The following is a 17,574-nucleotide window of genomic DNA, read 5'->3' as shown; positions in this document are numbered from 1 at the left end:
CCAGAGGGAATGCGTAATGAGCGAACGTCGCCGCTTCGTACGAATTGAATTCCATGCCAGGACCGAACTGAGCCAGGGCCACTTCATCTGGCCGGTGAAGCTGTTGGACTTGTCCCTAAAGGGGCTACTGATTGAAAAACCCCAGCCTTGGCTCGGCGATCCCGAAGAACCTTTCATGGCTGACATCCACCTGAGCCCTGAGGCTGAGGTCAAGATGGAAGTCCGCCTGGCTCACGATGACCATGGCCACCTGGGCTTCGTCTGCGAGCACATCGACCTGGACTCCATCGCCCATCTGCGCCGTTTGGTGGAGCTCAACCTGGCCGATCACGATGAGCTGGAGCGGGAATTGGCGGCGTTGATCCACATCTGAATACGCGCTGAGCCCCTGTGGCGAGGGAGCAAGCTCCCTCGCCACAAAGGCCCGGACTGTCTTTGGGTTATTCGAACAACGCATCCAACGCCTGCTCCAGGCGTGTCACCGCAATGATCTGCAACCCCGCCGGTGCTTCCTTCGGCGCGTTGCCCTTGGGCACGATGGCGCGCTTGAAGCCGTGCTTGGCCGCTTCCTTGAGCCGCTCCTGCCCACTGGGCACCGGCCGCACTTCGCCCGAAAGCCCCACTTCGCCAAACACCAACAGATCATGGGGCAGCGGTCGATTGCGCAGGCTGGACATGACGGCCGCCATCAATGCCAGGTCGGACGCGGTCTCCAACACCTTGACCCCGCCCACCACGTTGAGGAATACATCCTGGTCGTGCGTAGGAATCCCGCCGTGCCGGTGCAGGACAGCCAGCAGCATGGCCAGCCGGTTCTGGTCCAGCCCCAAGGTGACCCGACGCGGGTTCGCCAAGTGACTGTCGTCCACCAGCGCCTGCACTTCCACCAGCATCGGCCGGGTGCCTTCCCACGTCGCCATGACCACGCTGCCCGGCACTTCCTCCTGGGCTCGCGTCAGAAAAATCGCCGAAGGGTTGGATACTTCCTTCAGGCCCCGGTCAGTCATGCCGAACACGCCCAACTCGTTGACGGCGCCAAAACGATTCTTCACAGCCCTCAGCAAACGCAGGCGCCCATCGGATTCGCCTTCGAAATACAACACCGTGTCCACCATGTGCTCCAGCACGCGCGGCCCCGCCAGCGCGCCTTCCTTGGTGACGTGGCCTACCAGGAAAATCGCCGTGCCGCTCTGCTTGGCGTAACGCACCAGCAACGCCGCGCTCTCGCGTACCTGAGACACGCCGCCCGGGGCCGATTGCAGTTGTTCGGTGAAAATGGTCTGGATCGAGTCGATCACCATGACCTTGGGTTTTTCCAGGCGTGCCGTGGCGATGATCGTTTCGATACAGGTCTCGGTCATCACCCGCAGTTGGTCCTGGGGCAAGCCCAAACGTCGAGCGCGCATGGCGACTTGTTGCTGGGATTCTTCGCCGGTGACGTACAGCGCCGGCATGCGTGTGGCGAGGTTACACAGGGTCTGCAACAGGATGGTGGACTTGCCGATGCCAGGGTCACCGCCGATCAACACCACCGAACCGTCCACCAGGCCGCCGCCCAGCACACGGTCAAGCTCGCCCGACGCGGTAGAGAAGCGCGGGATTTCCTCGACGCTGACTTCCGCCAGGGTCTTGATCTGCGCCTGCTGGCCGGCCCATCCGGTGCGGCCGGTAGGCGCTGCCGCCCCGCCGCTCTCCACCATGGTTTCGGTCAGGGTGTTCCAGGCCCCGCATTCGCTGCATTGGCCAGCCCATTTGGGAAAGGTCGAGCCGCACTCGGTGCAGCCGTACATGCGCTTTGCCTTGGCCATCTGAACTCCGGGTAAAAACCGCGATGATAACAGTCGGGCTTTACTGCGGGGCCGGCATTCTGATTTCACCCTTTGCCAGGCCAACCGCGGTATTGCCCAGCGGATCCCTGGCCTCCAGGTCGGCGCCCTTGGCCTTCAGGGCGTCGAGCAACTCATCGCGCTTGAACAGGCCGGCATACATCGCCGCGGTCTGTCCGGCACCGTTGCGTTGGTCGGGGCTGCAGTCGGTCGATAATAAACGCCGCGCGATCTGCACTTCGCCCTTGAAAATGGCGCCCATCAGCGCCGTGTTGCCACGTTTGTCCTGGGCGCAGGCATCCGCCCCCGCGGCCAGCAGCCGATCCACCGCCGGCCCGTGGCCGTGATAAGCCGCCAGAATCAGCGCGGTGTAGCCCTTTTCGTCCCGGGTATCGAGCGAGTAGCCGGCCTCTATGAACGTATTGAGCATCGGCACATCGCCCCGGCGGGCGGCGTCGAAATAATAGCCTTGCAACTGTTCCCGCACCCCGGTCGGGTCGGCGGGCGGAACTTGATCGGCCAGCACGGCCCATGATCCCGTGGCGACTATCAGCAAAAGGAATTTACGCATCGTGGCCTCTCCATACGATTCCAGACAGGGGGAGCCGAGCAGCTCGTCTCCCCCTGGTGGATCAGTCGTTCAGCTTCTCGGCCAACGCCTTGACCCGCGCCAGATCGCCCTTGGCGACACGGGCCACGCCCATCCCGTATTCAGGATCGGCCTTGTAGAGGAACGACAGGATGATGTGCTTGCTCTCATCGTCGGTGGTCGCCAATGACCCGCCGAAACTTTCGATCAGGTCATCACGCTCTTTCTTGCTGAACGAACGGTACAGATCACCGGCCTGCTTGAAATTCTGCTCACGCTGGATTTTCGCCTGCTGGGTACTGCCGGTCAGCTCGGTCTGGCTATAGCGCGCGGCGGGCTGCTCTTCACGCGGCATCAGCCGGCTCGGCTGATAATTCACGCCGGTACTGCTGCTGCCAGCGTTCATGGCGCCATCCTGGTTGCCGTTGTTGACGGCGACCTTGGGAGCGTTGATGGGCAACTGCAACGCGTTCGGCCCGACCCGGTACATTTGCGTATCGGCATAAGAAAACACCCGGCCCTGCAACAGGCGATCTTCCGAAGGTTCAATGCCCGGCACCAGGTTGGCGGGCGCCATCGCCACCTGCTCGGTTTCCTGAAATACATTGGCTGGGTTGCGATTCAAGATCATTTGTCCAACTTTTCGCTCAGGCACATCCGGCCAGATCTTGGTTGCGTCCAGTGGGTCGAAATCGAACTTGGACACGTCCTGCGGCTTGAGTACCTGAACGTACAAGTCCCACTTTGGAAAGTCGCCCTTGTTGATATGACTGACCAAGTCGTTGGTCATGTGGCTGTAATCCTGCCCCTGTACTTTCACGACTTCTTTCGGGTCGAGATTTTTTAGACCCTGCAAACTTTTCCAATGAAACTTCACATAGCTGATCTCGCCCTTGGCATTGACCAGCTTGTATGCATGCACGCCGTTACCGTCCATTTCACGATAACTGGCTGGCGTGCCGGAGTTGGAGTACAGCTCGGTCAGCGTGCGAGTCGCTTCCGGGACATGGGAAAAGAAATCGAAACGACGGGAATCATCGTCGAGGTTAGTTCGCGGGTCAGGTTTGAATGCGTGCACCATGTCGGGAAACTTGATGGCGTCGCGAATGAAGAATGTCGGGAAGTTATTGCCCACCAGATCCCAGTTGCCATCGGCGGTATAGAACTTGGTGGCAAAGCCACGAGGGTCGCGCAACGTCTCCGGCGAATGATTGCCGTGCACCACGGCGGAAAAGCGCACGAACACCGGCGTGACCTGCCCAGCGGCGAAGACCTTCGCCTTGGTCAAGTCGCTCAGGTCATTGGAGACAGTAAATTCGCCATGGGCCCCGGTACCACGGGCATGCACGACACGCTCGGGGATGCGCTCACGGTCAAAGCGCTGGAGCTTCTGGATAAGTTGCACATCCTGCAGCAAGGTCGGGCCATTGGGGCCTGCGGTTTGCGAGTTCTGGTTGTCGCCTACCGCCGCGCCATTGTCGCGGGTCAAGGTGGCGGCATTGACGGACAGGGAAAACAGGCTGGCGGTCAGCACGACAAGGGAGCGACGACCGGATAGGGCGCCGAGGCCTGGGGAAATGTTCATTGGCGTTTCCTCTGATGTTATAGAGCGCATCCATGTGCGCCTTTCAGAGGCTAGTGCCCGAAAATCCAAAACCTAAATAGAAATGGCGTACCGCACTGATAGAAAAAACGGTGTAGGGAATCGGCCTTAAACCGCGTATCACGCGCGATTGGTGGCACTTTGTAAACTTTTCACAGGCTGCCGAGTCGATAAACAGGCCAGCATTGTAAGCAGGCATGTCGAGCGATCGACGTTTGGCTGGCTTACACTGCCGGTATCCACTCATCTGCCACAAGGAATAACTCATGGGCGTGCTAAGCGAGTTCAAGGCCTTCGCGGTCAAAGGCAATGTCGTCGACATGGCCGTCGGGATCATCATCGGTGCCGCTTTTGGCAAGATCGTTTCGTCATTCGTGGGTGACGTGGTCATGCCTCCGATCGGCCTTTTGATCGGCGGGGTGGACTTCAGCGACCTGGCCATCACACTCAAGGCCGCCCAAGGCGATACGCCGGCCGTCGTGCTGGCCTACGGCAAATTCATCCAGAGCATGGTGGACTTTATCATCGTCGCGTTCGCGATCTTCATGGGCGTCAAGGCCATCAACCGCCTCAAGCGCGAAGAGGCCGTTGCCCCGAGCGCGCCCCCCGTCCCCACCCAGGAAGAACAATTACTGAGCGAAATTCGTGACCTGCTCAAGGCCCGAAACGAACGGCCCTGAGCATTCGCGCAAGTAAAAATGGCGTCCACTGGACGCCATTTCCTTACCAGTAGTTTTCCACCGCCACCTGCCCGGGCCGGCGAGTGAGGCTCAGTTGCAGGCCCTTGGCCTTGAGCCGCTTGCGAGTGTCGTCGATCATTTGCGGATTGCCGCACAGCATGACGCGCGAGTGCTCCGGCGTCAGCGTGACATTGGCGGCTCGCTCCAATTCGCCATTTTCAATCAGCGTGGTGATTCGCCCATTCAACGCGGCTGGATGCTGCTCGCGAGTGACCGTTGGAATGAACCGAAACTTATGGGCGTATTCGGCAAGGTAATCACGCTGGGTCAACCCTTCGATCAACGCCTGGTACGCCAGCTCCCGCCCTTCGCGAACGCTATAGACCAGGATGATTCGCTCGAATTTCTCCCAGACCTCGAAGTCCTGGAGGATCGACAGAAACGGCGCCACGCCGGTCCCCGTCGACAATAACCACAAATCCCGCCCATCAACGAAACGGTCCAGCGTGAGGTAGCCGAAGGCCTGGCGATCCACCAGCAGGGAATCGCCGGGCTTGAGGCGGCTGAGCTCACTGGTGAATTCTCCGTCCGGGACGACGATGGAAAAAAACTCAAGGAATTCGTCGAAGGGTGACGACACCATGGAATAGGCGCGCCACACGGTCGTACCGTCCGCCTTGACGACCCCGAGCCGGGCAAACTGCCCCGCCCGGAATCGAAAGCCGCGATCACGGGTTGTACGTAATGTGAACAGATTAGGCGTCAAGGGTTGCACGTCGATCAGCGTCTGGCGGGTGAATTTTTCTGCGCTGTCAGTCATGGGCGGCTCCAATAAGACAAGGCCCCTAGTCTCCCGCAAAGTAGGCAGGTAAACCACCGAAGAAGAACGATAGCTTTAAGCCATCAACCCTGGTCTCGCCGAGAAAATTTTATAGCAAAAGTTATACAGATACATAACCTTTGTATCGAAAACGAAATACCGGCGCGTTATTCAATAACCACTAGTGCAACTAACAAGAAAAAAATCTAACGAAGTGTACGAAAAGTCCTACACTTATTTTCGCACCACCTATGGGATCCAATTTGCTGTATGCCACACCCTGGAGAATGCGATGGACGAATGGAAAGATTCACAACTAAGAAAACTATCGCGTGAACAAGACTTGCAAAAAGCCTATCGCCTGGTTACGAATTTCTTTAATAATCAGGGCTTTGAATACTGTGCCTTCACAGTTTACTCAGGACTGTCCGGTCGATGTGCCAGCAAGATAAGCCTCAATAATTATCCTTATGGATGGGACAGGCTCTATGAACAAAATGGTTATGCTGCTAACGATCCACTAGTGGCCCACTGCAATCAATCCTCTCTGCCTATTTTATGGAGCGAACATGTTTTTTCCGAAGCCCCCACGTTGTGGGAGGATTTAGGTCGACATGGCCTCAGGTACGGCTGGACCCAAGCTGTCCATGACGAAACAAATGCTTATTACAGCTTGTTCAGCCTCGCCAGGACTCATTGCCGTATTGACGCAGAAGAGCATTATGGGAACCTTGGCTACGCCATTTTTGCCAGCCAAAGGCTGCATACACTGGCGAGCAAAAAGTTGGCCGGGCCGCCTTCGCCAAAGACATATCATCTCTCGCCTCGCGAAATTGAAGTGTTGAGATGGTCCGCTGAAGGAAAGACCGCGTCGGAAGTCGGCAGGATCCTTTGCCTTTCCGAACGCACCGTGAACTTCCATGTCTGTAGCTGCATGCGCAAATTGAACGTGACCAACAAAATCTCGGCGGTGGCCAAGGCAGCTCAAATCCACGTGATCTGAATAAACAGATCTGCAAAATCTCACAGGTAAAGCCCTGCAAAAAACCGTACCATTCCCGGTTCCACTTGAATGATGTCGCGCCAAGCTCGCGACGCAGTTCGTTCAAGCGGTCCCGCTGACGCACCTGCCCCCAGGGCAGCGGGACATTCGTTGATTTGCCAGAGTCCCAGCCATGCCTTTGCTCGACAGCCCCTTCGCCCAACTCGACCTGATCCGCCAGCCCGAACAGCAGAACGAACCGCTGCAAGCTTTCGATGCCGCCGACGAATACCTGCTCGCGTTTCTGGCCGAACAACAACCGGACGCGGCCACCCGGGTATTAGTACTCAATGATGGCTTCGGCGCCCTGGCCGCCAGCCTTGTCGGCAAAGTCCACGTCACCAGCAGCGGGGACTCGTTCCTGGCCCTCCAGGCGCTGGGGAAAAACCTGGTGCGCAACGGCCTGCCTTTCGATGCGGTGCCGACCGTGCCCGCCAGTGAACCGGTGGCTGGCCCCTTCGACCGAGTGCTGGTTAAAGTACCCAAGACCCTGGCCCTGCTGGAGGAGCAACTGATCCGGCTGCAAGGCCAACTGGCTCCAGGTGCGCAAGTCATCGCCGCCGCAATGGTCAAGCATCTTCCCCGGGCCGCCGGTGAACTGCTGGAACGCTACATCGGCCCGGTGCAGGCTTCGCTGGCAGTCAAGAAGGCTCGCCTGTTGATTGCCACGCCACAAGCCAAGCCACCGGCCACCTCCCCCTACCCCACGCGCTATGGCTTGGACGAGCCGAAAATCGAGCTGCTCAACCACGCCAACGTGTTCTGTCGCGAAGGGCTGGACATCGGCACCCGCGCCTTCCTGCCGCACCTGCCGAAAAACCTCGGTTCAGCGCGCGTCGCGGACCTGGGTTGCGGCAACGGCGTGCTGGCCATCGCCAGTGCCCTGGCAAACCCGGACGCTCGCTACACCCTGGTGGACGAGTCGTACATGGCCGTGCAATCGGCCGCCGAAAACTGGCGGGCCGCCCTGGGCGAGCGTGAAGTTGTCGTGAGGGCGGGCGATGGCTTGGCCGGGCAAGAAGCGCAGTCCCTGGATGTGGTGCTGTGCAACCCGCCCTTCCACCAGCAGCAAGTGGTGGGCGACTTCCTCGCCTGGCGCATGTTCCAGCAGGCCCGCGAAGCGCTGGTGGTCGGCGGCGCGCTGTACATCGTCGGCAACCGGCACCTGGGCTACCACAGCAAGCTGGCGCGGCTGTACCGCGGCGTCGAGCAAGTGGCCGCCACGCCGAAATTCGTGATTCTCAAGGCCCGCAAGTAGCCTGGGTCAGTGAGTCGTCAGCCCCGCGGCGTTCATGAACATCCGCATCAGGCTGGCGACCACAAAGAGCGCCAGCACACTGCCGGTCCAAATCACCGCCAGCCAACCGAGCCGCTGCCATAACGGTTTTTTTTCAGCGGCCTCGATGTCCTTCAAGTCAGGCTTGGCCATGCTCGGCACCTCGCAGGTCGATCAATGGTAGCCGTCGTCGTGGGTCACCTTGCCGCGGAACACGTAGTAGCTCCAGAAGGTGTACACCAGGATCAACGGAATGATGAACAACGTGCCGACCAGCATGAAGCCCTGGCTCTGTGGCGGTGACGCGGCGTCCCAGATCGAAATGGACGGCGGCACGATGTTCGGCCACAGGCTGATGCCCAGGCCGCTGTAGCCGAGGAAAATCAGCACCAACGTCAGGATGAATGGCGTGTAGTTGGCGTTGCGGGCCACGGCGCGGAACAACCCGTACAGGGTCACGAGCACCAGGATCGGTACCGGCAGGAACCAGAACAGGTTCGGCAAAGTGAACCAGCGGGCCGCGATATCGGCGTGGGCCAGCGGCGTCCAGATGCTGACGATGCCGATCACCGCCAGTACCACGAAGGCCAGCGGCCTCGCCAGGTCGTGCATCTGTTCTTGCAACTTGCCTTCGGTCTTCATGATCAGCCAGGTACAGCCGAGCAAGGCGTAGGCGGCAATCAGCGCCAGGCCGCAGAACATCGTAAAGGGCGTGAACCAGTCCAGGGAGCCGCCGGCATACTGGCGATTGACCACCTCGAAGCCGTCGATGAACGCCCCCAGCGCAACGCCTTGGAAGAACGTCGCCGTCAGCGAACCACCGATGAATGCCTTGTCCCACAAGTGCCGCTTCTCGGCCCTGGCCTTGAAGCGAAACTCGAACGCCACGCCCCGGAAAATCAGGCCGATGAGCATCAGGATCAGCGGCAGGTACAACGCCGAGAGCACCACTGAATAGGCCAGCGGGAACGCCCCGAACAGCCCGGCACCGCCCAGCACCAGCCAGGTTTCGTTACCGTCCCAGACCGGCGCGACGGTGTTCATCATCACGTCGCGGTCGCGCTCGCCCTTGACGAAGGGGAAGAGAATGCCGATGCCCAGGTCGAAGCCGTCCATGATCACGTACATCATGATGCCGAAGATGATGACCACGGCCCAGATCAGCGGAAGATCAATACCCATGACTCAATTCCCCTTGTGCGAGCTGTCGTTGTGGTCCACTTCGTCGTCGCCTTCGTTGGCGGCCGACAATGGACGGGCCGGGGTGCGTTTCTGGCCCGGGCCACCATCGGTCGGCTCGGCTTCGTGAGCCACCGGTCCCTTGCGCACCAGCCGCATCATGTAGCTCAGGCCCGCGCCGAACAGGGCGAAATACACCACCACGAACATGACCAGGGTGAAGCTCATTTGCGCAAAGCTATGACCGGACGAAGCATCGGCGGTGCGCATCAAGCCGTAGACCACCCACGGTTGGCGACCGATCTCCGTGGTGAACCAGCCGGCCAGGATCGCAATCAGCCCGGACGGCCCCATCCAAAGTACCAAGTGCAGGAACGGGCGAGATTGGTAGAGCCGGTTGCCGCGGCGCAGCCAGAGGCTGCACAGGCCGGTGAAGATCATCAGGAAACCGAGGCCCACCATGACCCGGAACGACCAGAACACGATGGTCGAATTCGGTCGATCCTCAGGTGGGAATTCCTTTAGCGCCGGCACTTGGTCGGTCAGCGAGTGGGTCAGGATCAAGCTGCCCAGATAAGGAATTTCCACCGCGAACTTGGTTTCCTCGGCCTTCATGTCCGGCCAGCCGAACAGAATCAGCGGCGTGGGCTCGTCGCCGACGTTCTCCCAGTGGCCTTCGATCGCGGCAATTTTCGCCGGTTGATGCTTGAGGGTGTTGAGGCCATGGAAGTCGCCGATGACCGCTTGTACCGGCGCCACCAGCAAGGCCATCCACATCGCCATCGACAGCATGCGGCGCACGGCCGGATTGTCACGGCCACGCAGCAGGTGCCAGGCCGCCGACGAGCCGACGAAGAACGCCGTGGCGACGAATGCCGCAACCGACATGTGCATCAGCCGGAACGGGAACGAAGGGTTGAACACCACCGCCAGCCAATCCACCGGAATGACCCGGCCATCAACGATTTCGTAGCCCTGCGGGGTTTGCATCCAGCTGTTGGAGGACAGGATCCAGAACGTCGAGATCAGCGTGCCGATCGCCACCATGACCGTGGAAAAGAAGTGCAGGCCGCGGCCGACGCGATTCCAGCCGAACAGCATCACGCCGAGGAAACCCGCTTCGAGGAAGAATGCCGTGAGCACTTCGTAAGTCAGCAGCGGGCCGGTAACAGCGCCGGCGAAGTCCGAGAAGCGGCTCCAGTTGGTGCCGAACTGGTACGCCATGACCAGCCCGGACACCACGCCCATGCCGAAGTTGACGGCAAAGATTTTCGACCAGAAGTGATACAGGTCGCGGTAGGTATCGTCCCGCGTCTTGAGCCACAGGCCCTCGAGCACCGCCAGGTAACTCGCCAGGCCGATGGTGATGGCCGGGAACAGGATGTGGAACGAGATCGTGAACGCAAACTGGATTCGGGCGAGATCGAGCGCCTCCAAACCGAACATAAGTCTTCCTCTGTCAGGTAAAACCGGCTGCGGACGGGGCTTGCACCACAGCCCCCAGGGATATGGAGTGCGATGCTTTTCAAATCGTTCTTTTTTAAACCGTCACAACGCAGGACTCTGGCCGGATGGCCGCCAGCACAACGCCCCGGAAGGGAATTGACCTGGGTCAAGCAATGCTCAAAGAGTAGTCCCATATCGGCCGATGGACGGCGTGGTCTTTTGTCGCGTGACAGGTTGTCTCAGTGCCGAAACCCAGTTCCAAATCCAGATTTCCCGAACCTGCAGGGACCTCGTGGCGAGGGGATTTATCGAAACGTCGCACCGCCCCGCTGGGCTGCGCAGCAGCCCCAAGCTTTTGCGAGCGCTGCGCACTCGAGCGGGGATAAATCCCCTCGCCACAAATGTTCCCTTAAGCCAATATCGATGTTTGGCTAACTATTTTTCCAACCACCGCAACTTCCAGTTACAGCTCGGTGATAATCTCGTGGCCTTCATCATCGGACCCCGTCACAGATGCCCAGCCAAGCGCCGTTGCTGCTCCGCCACCATCGTCCCTTCATCGCCTTCTGGCTGGCCCGGATCTTCACCGCCAGCGGTTTCCAGATGCTCACCGTGGCCATCGGCTGGAACCTTTATCAACTGACCGGCAACGTCCTCGACCTCGGGCTGGTCGGCCTCGTGGAATTCGCCCCGCGCGTGCTGTTCATGCTTCACACCGGGCATGTGGCGGATCGATACGATCGACGCAAAGTCGCCGCGATCTGCCAATCATTGCAAGCAATGATCGCCCTGGCCCTGGCGATTGGCAGCGCCACCGACAATGTCACGCGCGAGATGATCTTCATCCTCGCGTTCCTGCTCGGCGCCGCTCGCTCGTTCGAAATGCCGACCACCCAGGCCCTGCTGCCGAGTATCGTCCCAGCCGCGCTGTTTCCCCGGGCCGTGGCCGCCGCGCAATCGGCCCAGCAATCGGCGACCATCGTCGCCCCGGCCCTTGGCGGTTTGCTGTATGCCTTCGGCAGCGTTTGGGTCTATGGGCCAACCGTTCTGCTCTACATCATTGCCTGTTGCCTGATGCTCAACCTGCCCGCCAGGCAGACGCCCCTGAACAAAGGCAAGGCGACCCTCGATTCGCTGTTGGCCGGTATCCGCTTCATTCGCAGCCGTCCGGACATCCTGGGGGCGATCTCCCTGGACCTGTTCGCCGTGTTGCTGGGTGGCGCCACCGCGTTGCTGCCGGTGTTCGCCAAGGACATCCTGCTCACCGGACCCTGGGGCCTGGGCCTGTTGCGTTCGGCGCCAGCAGTCGGGGCCTTGCTGATGTCGTTGTGGCTGGCGCGCTTCGCCGTGGAGCGCAAGGTCGGCCGGGTGATGTTCACCGCCGTGGGGGTGTTCGGCGTTGCCACCATTGCATTCGGCCTCTCCACTTCATTCTGGTTTTCCCTCGCGGTGCTGGTGGTGCTGGGCGCGGCCGACATGATCAGCATGGTGATCCGCGCCTCCTTCGTACAGTTGGAAACGCCGGACGAGATGCGCGGACGGGTCAGCGCAGTGAATGGCTTGTTCATCGGCGCGTCGAACCAGTTGGGCGAATTCGAATCCGGCCTCACCGCCCATTGGTTCGGCACCGTGCCGGCGGTGGTCATGGGCGGCGTCGGCACCCTGTTGGTGACCGGGGTCTGGATCAAACTGTTCCCGACCCTGGCCCACCGCGACCGGATGCACGAACCGGTGGACGACGCAAAAGCCTAGGCTCGGTACGAAATGTATCCGCACTCGCCCATACTGCGTTGAAACGGGGCTCGGAATGCTCATGTACTCCAGTACACTGCGCTTCCTCGCCCCGTTTCGCCTTGTCTGGCCTTCGCGCGAACACATTTCGTACAGAGCCTAGAGCAACTTGTCCAGGGTGATCGGGAAATCCCGCACCCGCTTGCCCGTGGCGTGGTAGATCGCGTTCGCCACCGCTGCGGCGACGCCGACAATGCCGATCTCGCCAACACCCTTGGAACCTAGGGCGTTGACGATCTCGTCATGTTCCTCGACAAAAATCACGTCTATGTCGCCGATATCGGCGTTAACCGGCACGTGGTATTCGGCCAGGTTGTGGTTCATGTGTCGGCCCAGGGCGTGGTCCGTCAGGGTTTCTTCATGCAACGCCATGCCGACGCCCCACACCACCCCACCGAGGATCTGGCTTCGGGCGGTTTTCGGATTGATTATCCGTCCAGCGGCGATAGCGCTGACGACCCGATTGACCTTCACCGTGCCGAGGTCTTCGTCCACCAGCACCTCAACGAATACGGCCGAGTGCGTCGCGGTGGCGTAGGCCTGGCGTTTCTCGTCCGGCCCGCTGGAAACCTCTGCCTGCAGCGGCACTTCAGCGCTTTTGCGCGCCAGCTCCGACAGCGCGACACGGGCCGCGCCCATGCGCAGTTCACCGTCGGCAAACGTGACTTGTTCAAGGGTCGCGCCGCTGAAGGCCGGGCAAGACTGCCGGGCCACAGCGAGCAGTTTTTCCCTGAGCGCTTCACAGGCTTGCTGCACCGCGGTGCCCACGGACGAGACGGTGAACGAACCGCCCTGCAGCGGAGCCGTCGGAAGCGACGAATCGCCCAGAACAAAGGTGACGTTCTCAAGGGAAACGCCTGACGCCTCGGCGGCGATTTGAGTCATGACGGTGTAGGTACCGGTGCCGATATCGGTGGTCGCGCTGCTGACGGTCAACTTGCCATCGGCGTCCAGCGATGCCCGGGCGCTGGCCTTCTGCTGCATGGCTTCCCACACACCACCGGCCATGCCCCAGCCCACCAGTTGCCGATCCTTGCGCATGCTGCGCGGTTCCGGGTTGCGCTTGTCCCAGCCGAAACGCTTGGCTCCCTCGGCGTAACAGGCCCGCAGTTCCTTGCTGGAGTACGGCTTGCCTTCGTTTTCGTTGCGTTCGGCATAGTTGATCAAACGCAACTGCACCGGGTCGATCGCCAGCGCACAGGCCAACTCGTCCATGGCGCATTCCAGGCCGATCAACCCCAGGGCCGCGCCCGGCGCGCGCATGTCCAGCGGCGTGTAGACGTCCAGCGGCGCCAGTTTGTAGGTCAACGTCACGTTGTCGCAGTGATAGAGCATGCCGCTCCACTCCACCACGTGTTCGGTGAAGTCTTCGAAACGCGAGGTCTGGCCGATGGCGGTGTGGGCGACGGCAAGCAACCTGCCGTTGGCGGCGGCGCCCAGTTGCAGGCGCTGAAAGGTCCGTGGTCGATAACCGAAGGTAAACATCTGCTGGCGCGTCAGGCTCACGCGTACCGAGCGTTTCAACGCCAGCGCGGCCATCACCGCCAGCGGCAGTTGATATTGCGGTCGCAGTCCTGAGCCGAAGGCGCCGCCTACGAACGCGGCGAACACACGCACTTGCTCCTTCTCCAGGCCAAACACTTTTTGCACATACTGCTGGCAGTTCTGCGCGCCTTGGGTCTTGTCATGGATATGCAGGGTGCCATCGGGTTGATACAGCACGGTGGAGGCGTGAGGCTCCATCGGGTTGTGATGCTCAACCGGGGTGCTGTAGGACACGTCCACGCTCAGCGCCGAACTGGCGTACTCGCCCTGGAAATTCCCACGGGGCCTGGGCAATTCGGCCGGGGCCGGATGGGCTTCGTTTTGATGGATGGCCAGGTCGGTCTGATGCGCCTCGGCGGCGTACTCGATGGTCACCAGCGAGCCGGCATAACGGGCCAGTTCCAGGTTCTCGGCCACCACCAGGGCCAATGGCTGGCCGCTGTAGAGAACCTGCTCGTTGAACAGCGGCCGAAATGGCGAGCCCTCCGCCGCGTCGGCGTCCTGGTAGGGCTCGTCGTAGCTGGCGATTTTCGGGCGATTGGTGTGGTCGATCACCGCGACGACACCCGGCAGCGCCAAGGCCCGGGAGGCGTCGATGCGCACGACGCGGCCGCGGGCAATCGCGCTGGACACCACGCTGGCGTGCAACAAGCCACGCTCGGGGTATTCACCGGCATAACGGGCGCGACCGGTCACCTTGAGCAGGCCATCGACCCGGTCCAGCGGTTGCCCTATGGTTTTGCTCTGTGCGTTCATCGGGCGGTCCCTCCCACCAGTGCCGCTTCGCTCAAGGCGCGGACGATCGCCCGTCGCGCCAATTTCACCTTGAAGCCGTTGTGCGCCAGCGGTTCAGCGTCCTGCAGCAGCGCATCGGCGGCGGCCGTGAAGGTTTCACGGCTGACGGCCTGGCCCGCCAGCCAACTCTCCACGGCCCGGTCCCGCCAGGGCTTGTGCGCCACGCCGCCGAGGGCCAGGCGCGCCTGTCGGATCACCGGCCCGTCCAGCTCCAGCGCCGCCGCCACCGACACCAGCGCAAAGGCATAGGAGGCCCGGTCGCGGATCTTCAGGTAATGGCTGTGTTCGGCGAAACCGGCGGGCGGCAGCTCGATGTAGGTGATCAGCTCGTCATCGGCCAGTTGATTGTCCCGGTCCGGAGCGTCGCCGGGCAGGCGATGGAAATCGGCGAACTCGATGGTCCGTGGACCACCGCGCCCCAGCACATGGACCACCGCATCAAGGGCCGCCAGGGCCACGCACATGTCGGAGGGATGCGTCGCGACGCACTGGTCACTCGCCCCCAGGATCGCGTGGATCCGGTTCAAGCCACTTCGCGCCGGGCAGCCACTGCCGGGCCTGCGTTTGTTACACGGCACGCTGGCGTCGTAAAAGTAATAGCAACGGGTGCGTTGCAGCAGGTTGCCGCCGGTGCTGGCCATGTTGCGCAGCTGTGGCGAAGCGCCCGCCAGGATGGCTTGGGACAGCAGCGGGTAACGACGTTCGATCCAAGGGTGCCAGGCCAGGTCGGCGTTACTCACCAGCGCGCCGATCATGACCCCGCCCGAAGGCGTTTCGCTGAGGTCGGCCAAGGGCAGGCCCGTGATATCGATCAAATGCTCGGGGCGGGTGAGGTTTTCCTTCATCAGGTCCAGCAGATTGGTGCCGCCAGCGATGAAGCGCGAATGGGCACTCGACAGTTCCACGGCCGCCTGCAGCGTATCGGGCTTGCTGTAGCGAAAGGGATTCACGACTCACCTCCCGTCTGCTGGCAGAGCGGCAGGGCTTCTTCAATGGCATCACGGATGTTGTTGTAGGCACCGCATCGGCAGAGGTTGCCGCTCATCAGCTCGCTGATTCCAGCCGCGCCCTGCGCCCTGCCCTCGTTGGCCAAGCCCACCGCCGAACATATCTGCCCTGGCGTGCAGTAGCCACACTGGAAGGCGTCATGCTTGATGAATGCCCGTTGCATGGGATGCAATTCATCGCCATCCGCCAAGCCCTCGACCGTGGTCAGTTCGGCGCCATCGCACATCACTGCCAGGGTCAGGCAGGCATTGATCCGCTTGCCATCGCGCAGCACCGTACAAGCACCGCACTGGCCGTGATCACAGCCCTTCTTGCTGCCCACCAGGTCCAACTGCTCGCGCAGCAGGTCGAGCAATGTGGTCCAGGGCACCACCTGCAACTCGCGCACCGCGCCATTGAGGGTCAGACGTATGGGATGAGGGACGAAGGACGCTGGCGTCGCTTCGGACAAAGTCGCGCTCATGGAACACCTCACGGTTAGTCATACACGCGGCGTTTTGGGAAACCACCGTCATAAGGGGTACGACTTCGGGGTGGAATGAGCGTTCAAGGCGATTGAATGACGAAACACTGCCGTCTGCTGCGCAGCCGAGCGGGAGCAAGCTCCCCCGCCATGAGACCGCGCAGGCTTTTGAAGGGTCAGGCCAACAGTTCAGCCGCCACCACGCTCCTCACCCCTTTACCGGCAAGTGCTTCCACCAGCGCAAGGGCGAACACCAGGGCGGCGGCGGAACCCTGGGCGGTGATGCAATTACCGTCCACCACCACTGGCTGGTCGACGAAGCTGCATCCGGACAGCTGCTGGCTCACCGCAGGCAGGCAGGTCATGCGGCGCTGGCGCAGGACGCCGAATGCCTGGAGCACCAATGCCGGGGCTTCGGCGATGGCGGCAAAAAATCGCCCGGCCGCGGCCTGGTCCTTGATCAACTGCTGCAATGGCTGATGGGCCGCCAGGTGCTGCGCGCCGATGATGCCGCCGGGCAGGACGATCAGGTCGAAATCCTGCACGAGCACGTCCACCAGCATGCCGTCGGCAGTCAGGCGCGTGCCGCGTGCGCAGGTCAGCATGCGACGACCTTCGATACTCGCCACCACCACTTCAAGCTGTGCGCGACGCAACACGTCGATCAGCGTCACCGTCTGCAAATCATCGACGCCTTCGGCCACGGCGATCAGGGCTCGGGGAATCTTGGTTCCTGGAATCATGGGCGCTCTCCACTGGGTGATGCTTGTAGTGTAGGAGCTGCCGGAGGCTGCGATCTTTTGATAGGCGCTTGAGATTCAGGCGCCTATCAAAAGATCGCAGCCTCGCTGCGCTCGGCAGCGCCTACGCCGCGCCCGCAGGGGCATCGGCTATTTGATGTACAGCTGCGTCGTCATCCGGTTGCCCGGCGCGTTGATCGAGACGTTGCTGAAACTGAAGGTCCCTTCCTGCTTGCCCTTCAGATCGAAGATGTAGACGTAGCCAACCGTCCTGGTTGTCTTCGAGCAATCATTGAGGTTGCCATTGCTGTACGCACACACGGGCGAGCGGGTGCCGTCGACTTCGAAGCCGTCCAACGTGACGTTCGGCTGGTGACCGTAACCGACTTCCAGCACGTAGACCTTGATGTTCGGGCCGCCGTGGTCGCAACGGGTCTGCGCCTGGCCTGGGGCGATGTCCTCGAAACCACAGGCCGGCGATTCGACCTTGAGCACCTTGACCTCGCTCAGCGGCGGCGCCGAAGCGGCGTGGGCAGCCGGCGCGAACAGCCAGAGGCTCAATGCGCAGACCGAGGCAAATTTTTTCATGCAATACATACCGACCTCCCGGAACCGCGCGCAGTATGGCCCAACTTTTGCGACTGTACACTTTCGCGACTGAAGACAGAGGATCGCAGCCACATCGCCGCGCTGTTATGATGCGCGGCTTTTTCCGACCCGCAGAAAATCCGGCCGCCATGGGTGCGCTGTGCTTTGCTGTTTGAGGTCGAT

The 17,574-nt window shown here is 61.2% G+C and carries 17 protein-coding genes; 5 read left to right on the top strand and 12 right to left on the bottom strand.

Going from position 1 to position 17,574, the window contains the following annotated elements; all coding sequences use genetic code 11:
* Nucleotides 1–16: 16 nt before the first annotated feature.
* Nucleotides 17–373 carry a PilZ domain-containing protein gene (locus M8Q45_RS01065; RefSeq protein WP_249873276.1) on the top strand — a complete coding sequence of 119 codons (357 nt, stop codon included), beginning with the start codon at nucleotides 17–19 and terminating at the stop codon, nucleotides 371–373.
* A 67-nt stretch (nucleotides 374–440) separates the two neighbouring features.
* Here the strand turns inward: M8Q45_RS01065 and radA are convergent, their stop codons facing one another.
* The 3 genes from radA to katB all read right to left on the bottom strand — a co-directional run bounded on the left by radA (nucleotide 441) and on the right by katB (nucleotide 4,000).
* On the bottom strand, nucleotides 441–1,808 hold the full coding sequence (gene radA, locus M8Q45_RS01060) for a DNA repair protein RadA (RefSeq protein ID WP_030140305.1): 1,368 nt from the start codon (nucleotides 1,806–1,808) through the stop codon (nucleotides 441–443).
* Nucleotides 1,809–1,848: 40 nt separating this feature from the next.
* Nucleotides 1,849–2,397 carry an ankyrin repeat domain-containing protein gene (locus M8Q45_RS01055; protein ID WP_249873275.1) on the bottom strand — a complete coding sequence of 183 codons (549 nt, stop codon included), beginning with the start codon at nucleotides 2,395–2,397 and terminating at the stop codon, nucleotides 1,849–1,851.
* Between the two features lie 61 nt (nucleotides 2,398–2,458).
* Nucleotides 2,459–4,000, bottom strand: coding sequence for a catalase KatB (katB, locus tag M8Q45_RS01050; protein ID WP_249873274.1), 1,542 nt, complete (start codon nucleotides 3,998–4,000; stop codon nucleotides 2,459–2,461).
* A gap of 284 nt (nucleotides 4,001–4,284) precedes the next feature.
* On the opposite strand from katB, the gene mscL reads away from it, so the two are divergent.
* Nucleotides 4,285–4,698 (top strand): large-conductance mechanosensitive channel protein MscL, encoded by a 414-nt coding sequence (mscL, locus tag M8Q45_RS01045; protein WP_249873273.1) that lies wholly within the window; start codon nucleotides 4,285–4,287, stop codon nucleotides 4,696–4,698.
* A gap of 43 nt (nucleotides 4,699–4,741) precedes the next feature.
* Here mscL and M8Q45_RS01040 read toward each other — a convergent pair whose 3' ends face one another.
* Nucleotides 4,742–5,518, bottom strand: a complete 777-nt coding sequence (locus M8Q45_RS01040) for a ferredoxin--NADP reductase (RefSeq protein ID WP_249873272.1) — start codon at nucleotides 5,516–5,518, stop codon at nucleotides 4,742–4,744.
* A gap of 292 nt (nucleotides 5,519–5,810) precedes the next feature.
* Here M8Q45_RS01040 and M8Q45_RS01035 point away from each other — a divergent pair, with 292 nt between their 5' ends.
* Together M8Q45_RS01035 and M8Q45_RS01030 are read left to right on the top strand one after the other, a co-directional pair.
* Nucleotides 5,811–6,521 (top strand): autoinducer binding domain-containing protein, encoded by a 711-nt coding sequence (locus M8Q45_RS01035; RefSeq protein ID WP_249873271.1) that lies wholly within the window; start codon nucleotides 5,811–5,813, stop codon nucleotides 6,519–6,521.
* A 172-nt stretch (nucleotides 6,522–6,693) separates the two neighbouring features.
* Nucleotides 6,694–7,818 (top strand): methyltransferase, encoded by a 1,125-nt coding sequence (locus tag M8Q45_RS01030; protein ID WP_249873270.1) that lies wholly within the window; start codon nucleotides 6,694–6,696, stop codon nucleotides 7,816–7,818.
* Nucleotides 7,819–7,824: 6 nt separating this feature from the next.
* On the opposite strand, the gene M8Q45_RS01025 is transcribed toward M8Q45_RS01030, so the two are convergent.
* From M8Q45_RS01025 to M8Q45_RS01015, 3 genes are read right to left on the bottom strand one after another with little or no spacing between them, the layout of a single operon-like run.
* Nucleotides 7,825–7,989 (bottom strand): DUF2474 domain-containing protein, encoded by a 165-nt coding sequence (locus tag M8Q45_RS01025; RefSeq protein ID WP_249873269.1) that lies wholly within the window; start codon nucleotides 7,987–7,989, stop codon nucleotides 7,825–7,827.
* Nucleotides 7,990–8,010: 21 nt separating this feature from the next.
* On the bottom strand, nucleotides 8,011–9,018 hold the full coding sequence (gene cydB / locus M8Q45_RS01020; protein ID WP_249873268.1) for a cytochrome d ubiquinol oxidase subunit II: 1,008 nt from the start codon (nucleotides 9,016–9,018) through the stop codon (nucleotides 8,011–8,013).
* A gap of 3 nt (nucleotides 9,019–9,021) precedes the next feature.
* Nucleotides 9,022–10,461: a cytochrome ubiquinol oxidase subunit I gene (locus M8Q45_RS01015; protein WP_249873267.1), complete on the bottom strand. Its 1,440-nt coding sequence runs from the start codon at nucleotides 10,459–10,461 to the stop codon at nucleotides 9,022–9,024.
* 513 nt (nucleotides 10,462–10,974) lie between these two features.
* Here M8Q45_RS01015 and M8Q45_RS01010 point away from each other — a divergent pair.
* Nucleotides 10,975–12,213, top strand: a complete 1,239-nt coding sequence (locus tag M8Q45_RS01010; RefSeq protein WP_249873266.1) for an MFS transporter — start codon at nucleotides 10,975–10,977, stop codon at nucleotides 12,211–12,213.
* A gap of 138 nt (nucleotides 12,214–12,351) precedes the next feature.
* On the opposite strand, the gene M8Q45_RS01005 is transcribed toward M8Q45_RS01010, so the two are convergent.
* The 5 genes from M8Q45_RS01005 to M8Q45_RS00985 all read right to left on the bottom strand — a co-directional run bounded on the left by M8Q45_RS01005 (nucleotide 12,352) and on the right by M8Q45_RS00985 (nucleotide 17,400).
* Nucleotides 12,352–14,553 (bottom strand): xanthine dehydrogenase family protein molybdopterin-binding subunit, encoded by a 2,202-nt coding sequence (locus M8Q45_RS01005; protein WP_249873265.1) that lies wholly within the window; start codon nucleotides 14,551–14,553, stop codon nucleotides 12,352–12,354.
* Nucleotides 14,550–15,542 carry an FAD binding domain-containing protein gene (locus M8Q45_RS01000; RefSeq protein WP_249873264.1) on the bottom strand — a complete coding sequence of 331 codons (993 nt, stop codon included), beginning with the start codon at nucleotides 15,540–15,542 and terminating at the stop codon, nucleotides 14,550–14,552. The genes M8Q45_RS01005 and M8Q45_RS01000 overlap by 4 nt, the downstream gene beginning before the upstream one ends.
* Nucleotides 15,539–16,063: a (2Fe-2S)-binding protein gene (locus M8Q45_RS00995; RefSeq protein ID WP_249873263.1), complete on the bottom strand. Its 525-nt coding sequence runs from the start codon at nucleotides 16,061–16,063 to the stop codon at nucleotides 15,539–15,541. Before M8Q45_RS00995 ends, M8Q45_RS01000 begins: the two co-directional genes overlap by 4 nt.
* A gap of 176 nt (nucleotides 16,064–16,239) precedes the next feature.
* Nucleotides 16,240–16,806: a DJ-1 family glyoxalase III gene (locus M8Q45_RS00990; protein WP_249873262.1), complete on the bottom strand. Its 567-nt coding sequence runs from the start codon at nucleotides 16,804–16,806 to the stop codon at nucleotides 16,240–16,242.
* 147 nt (nucleotides 16,807–16,953) lie between these two features.
* A complete protein-coding gene (locus M8Q45_RS00985) occupies nucleotides 16,954–17,400 on the bottom strand; it encodes a DUF4879 domain-containing protein (protein WP_249873261.1) in 447 nt (148 codons plus the stop codon).
* Between the last annotated feature and the right edge of the window lie 174 nt (nucleotides 17,401–17,574).

The sequence above is a fragment of the Pseudomonas sp. T1.Ur genome, from assembly GCF_023516725.1.
In the GTDB taxonomy this organism is placed as follows: Bacteria; Pseudomonadota; Gammaproteobacteria; order Pseudomonadales; family Pseudomonadaceae; genus Aquipseudomonas; species Aquipseudomonas alvandae.
Note: the sequence above shows the minus strand (reverse complement) of the source record. Positions and strands in the feature narration are given on the sequence as shown.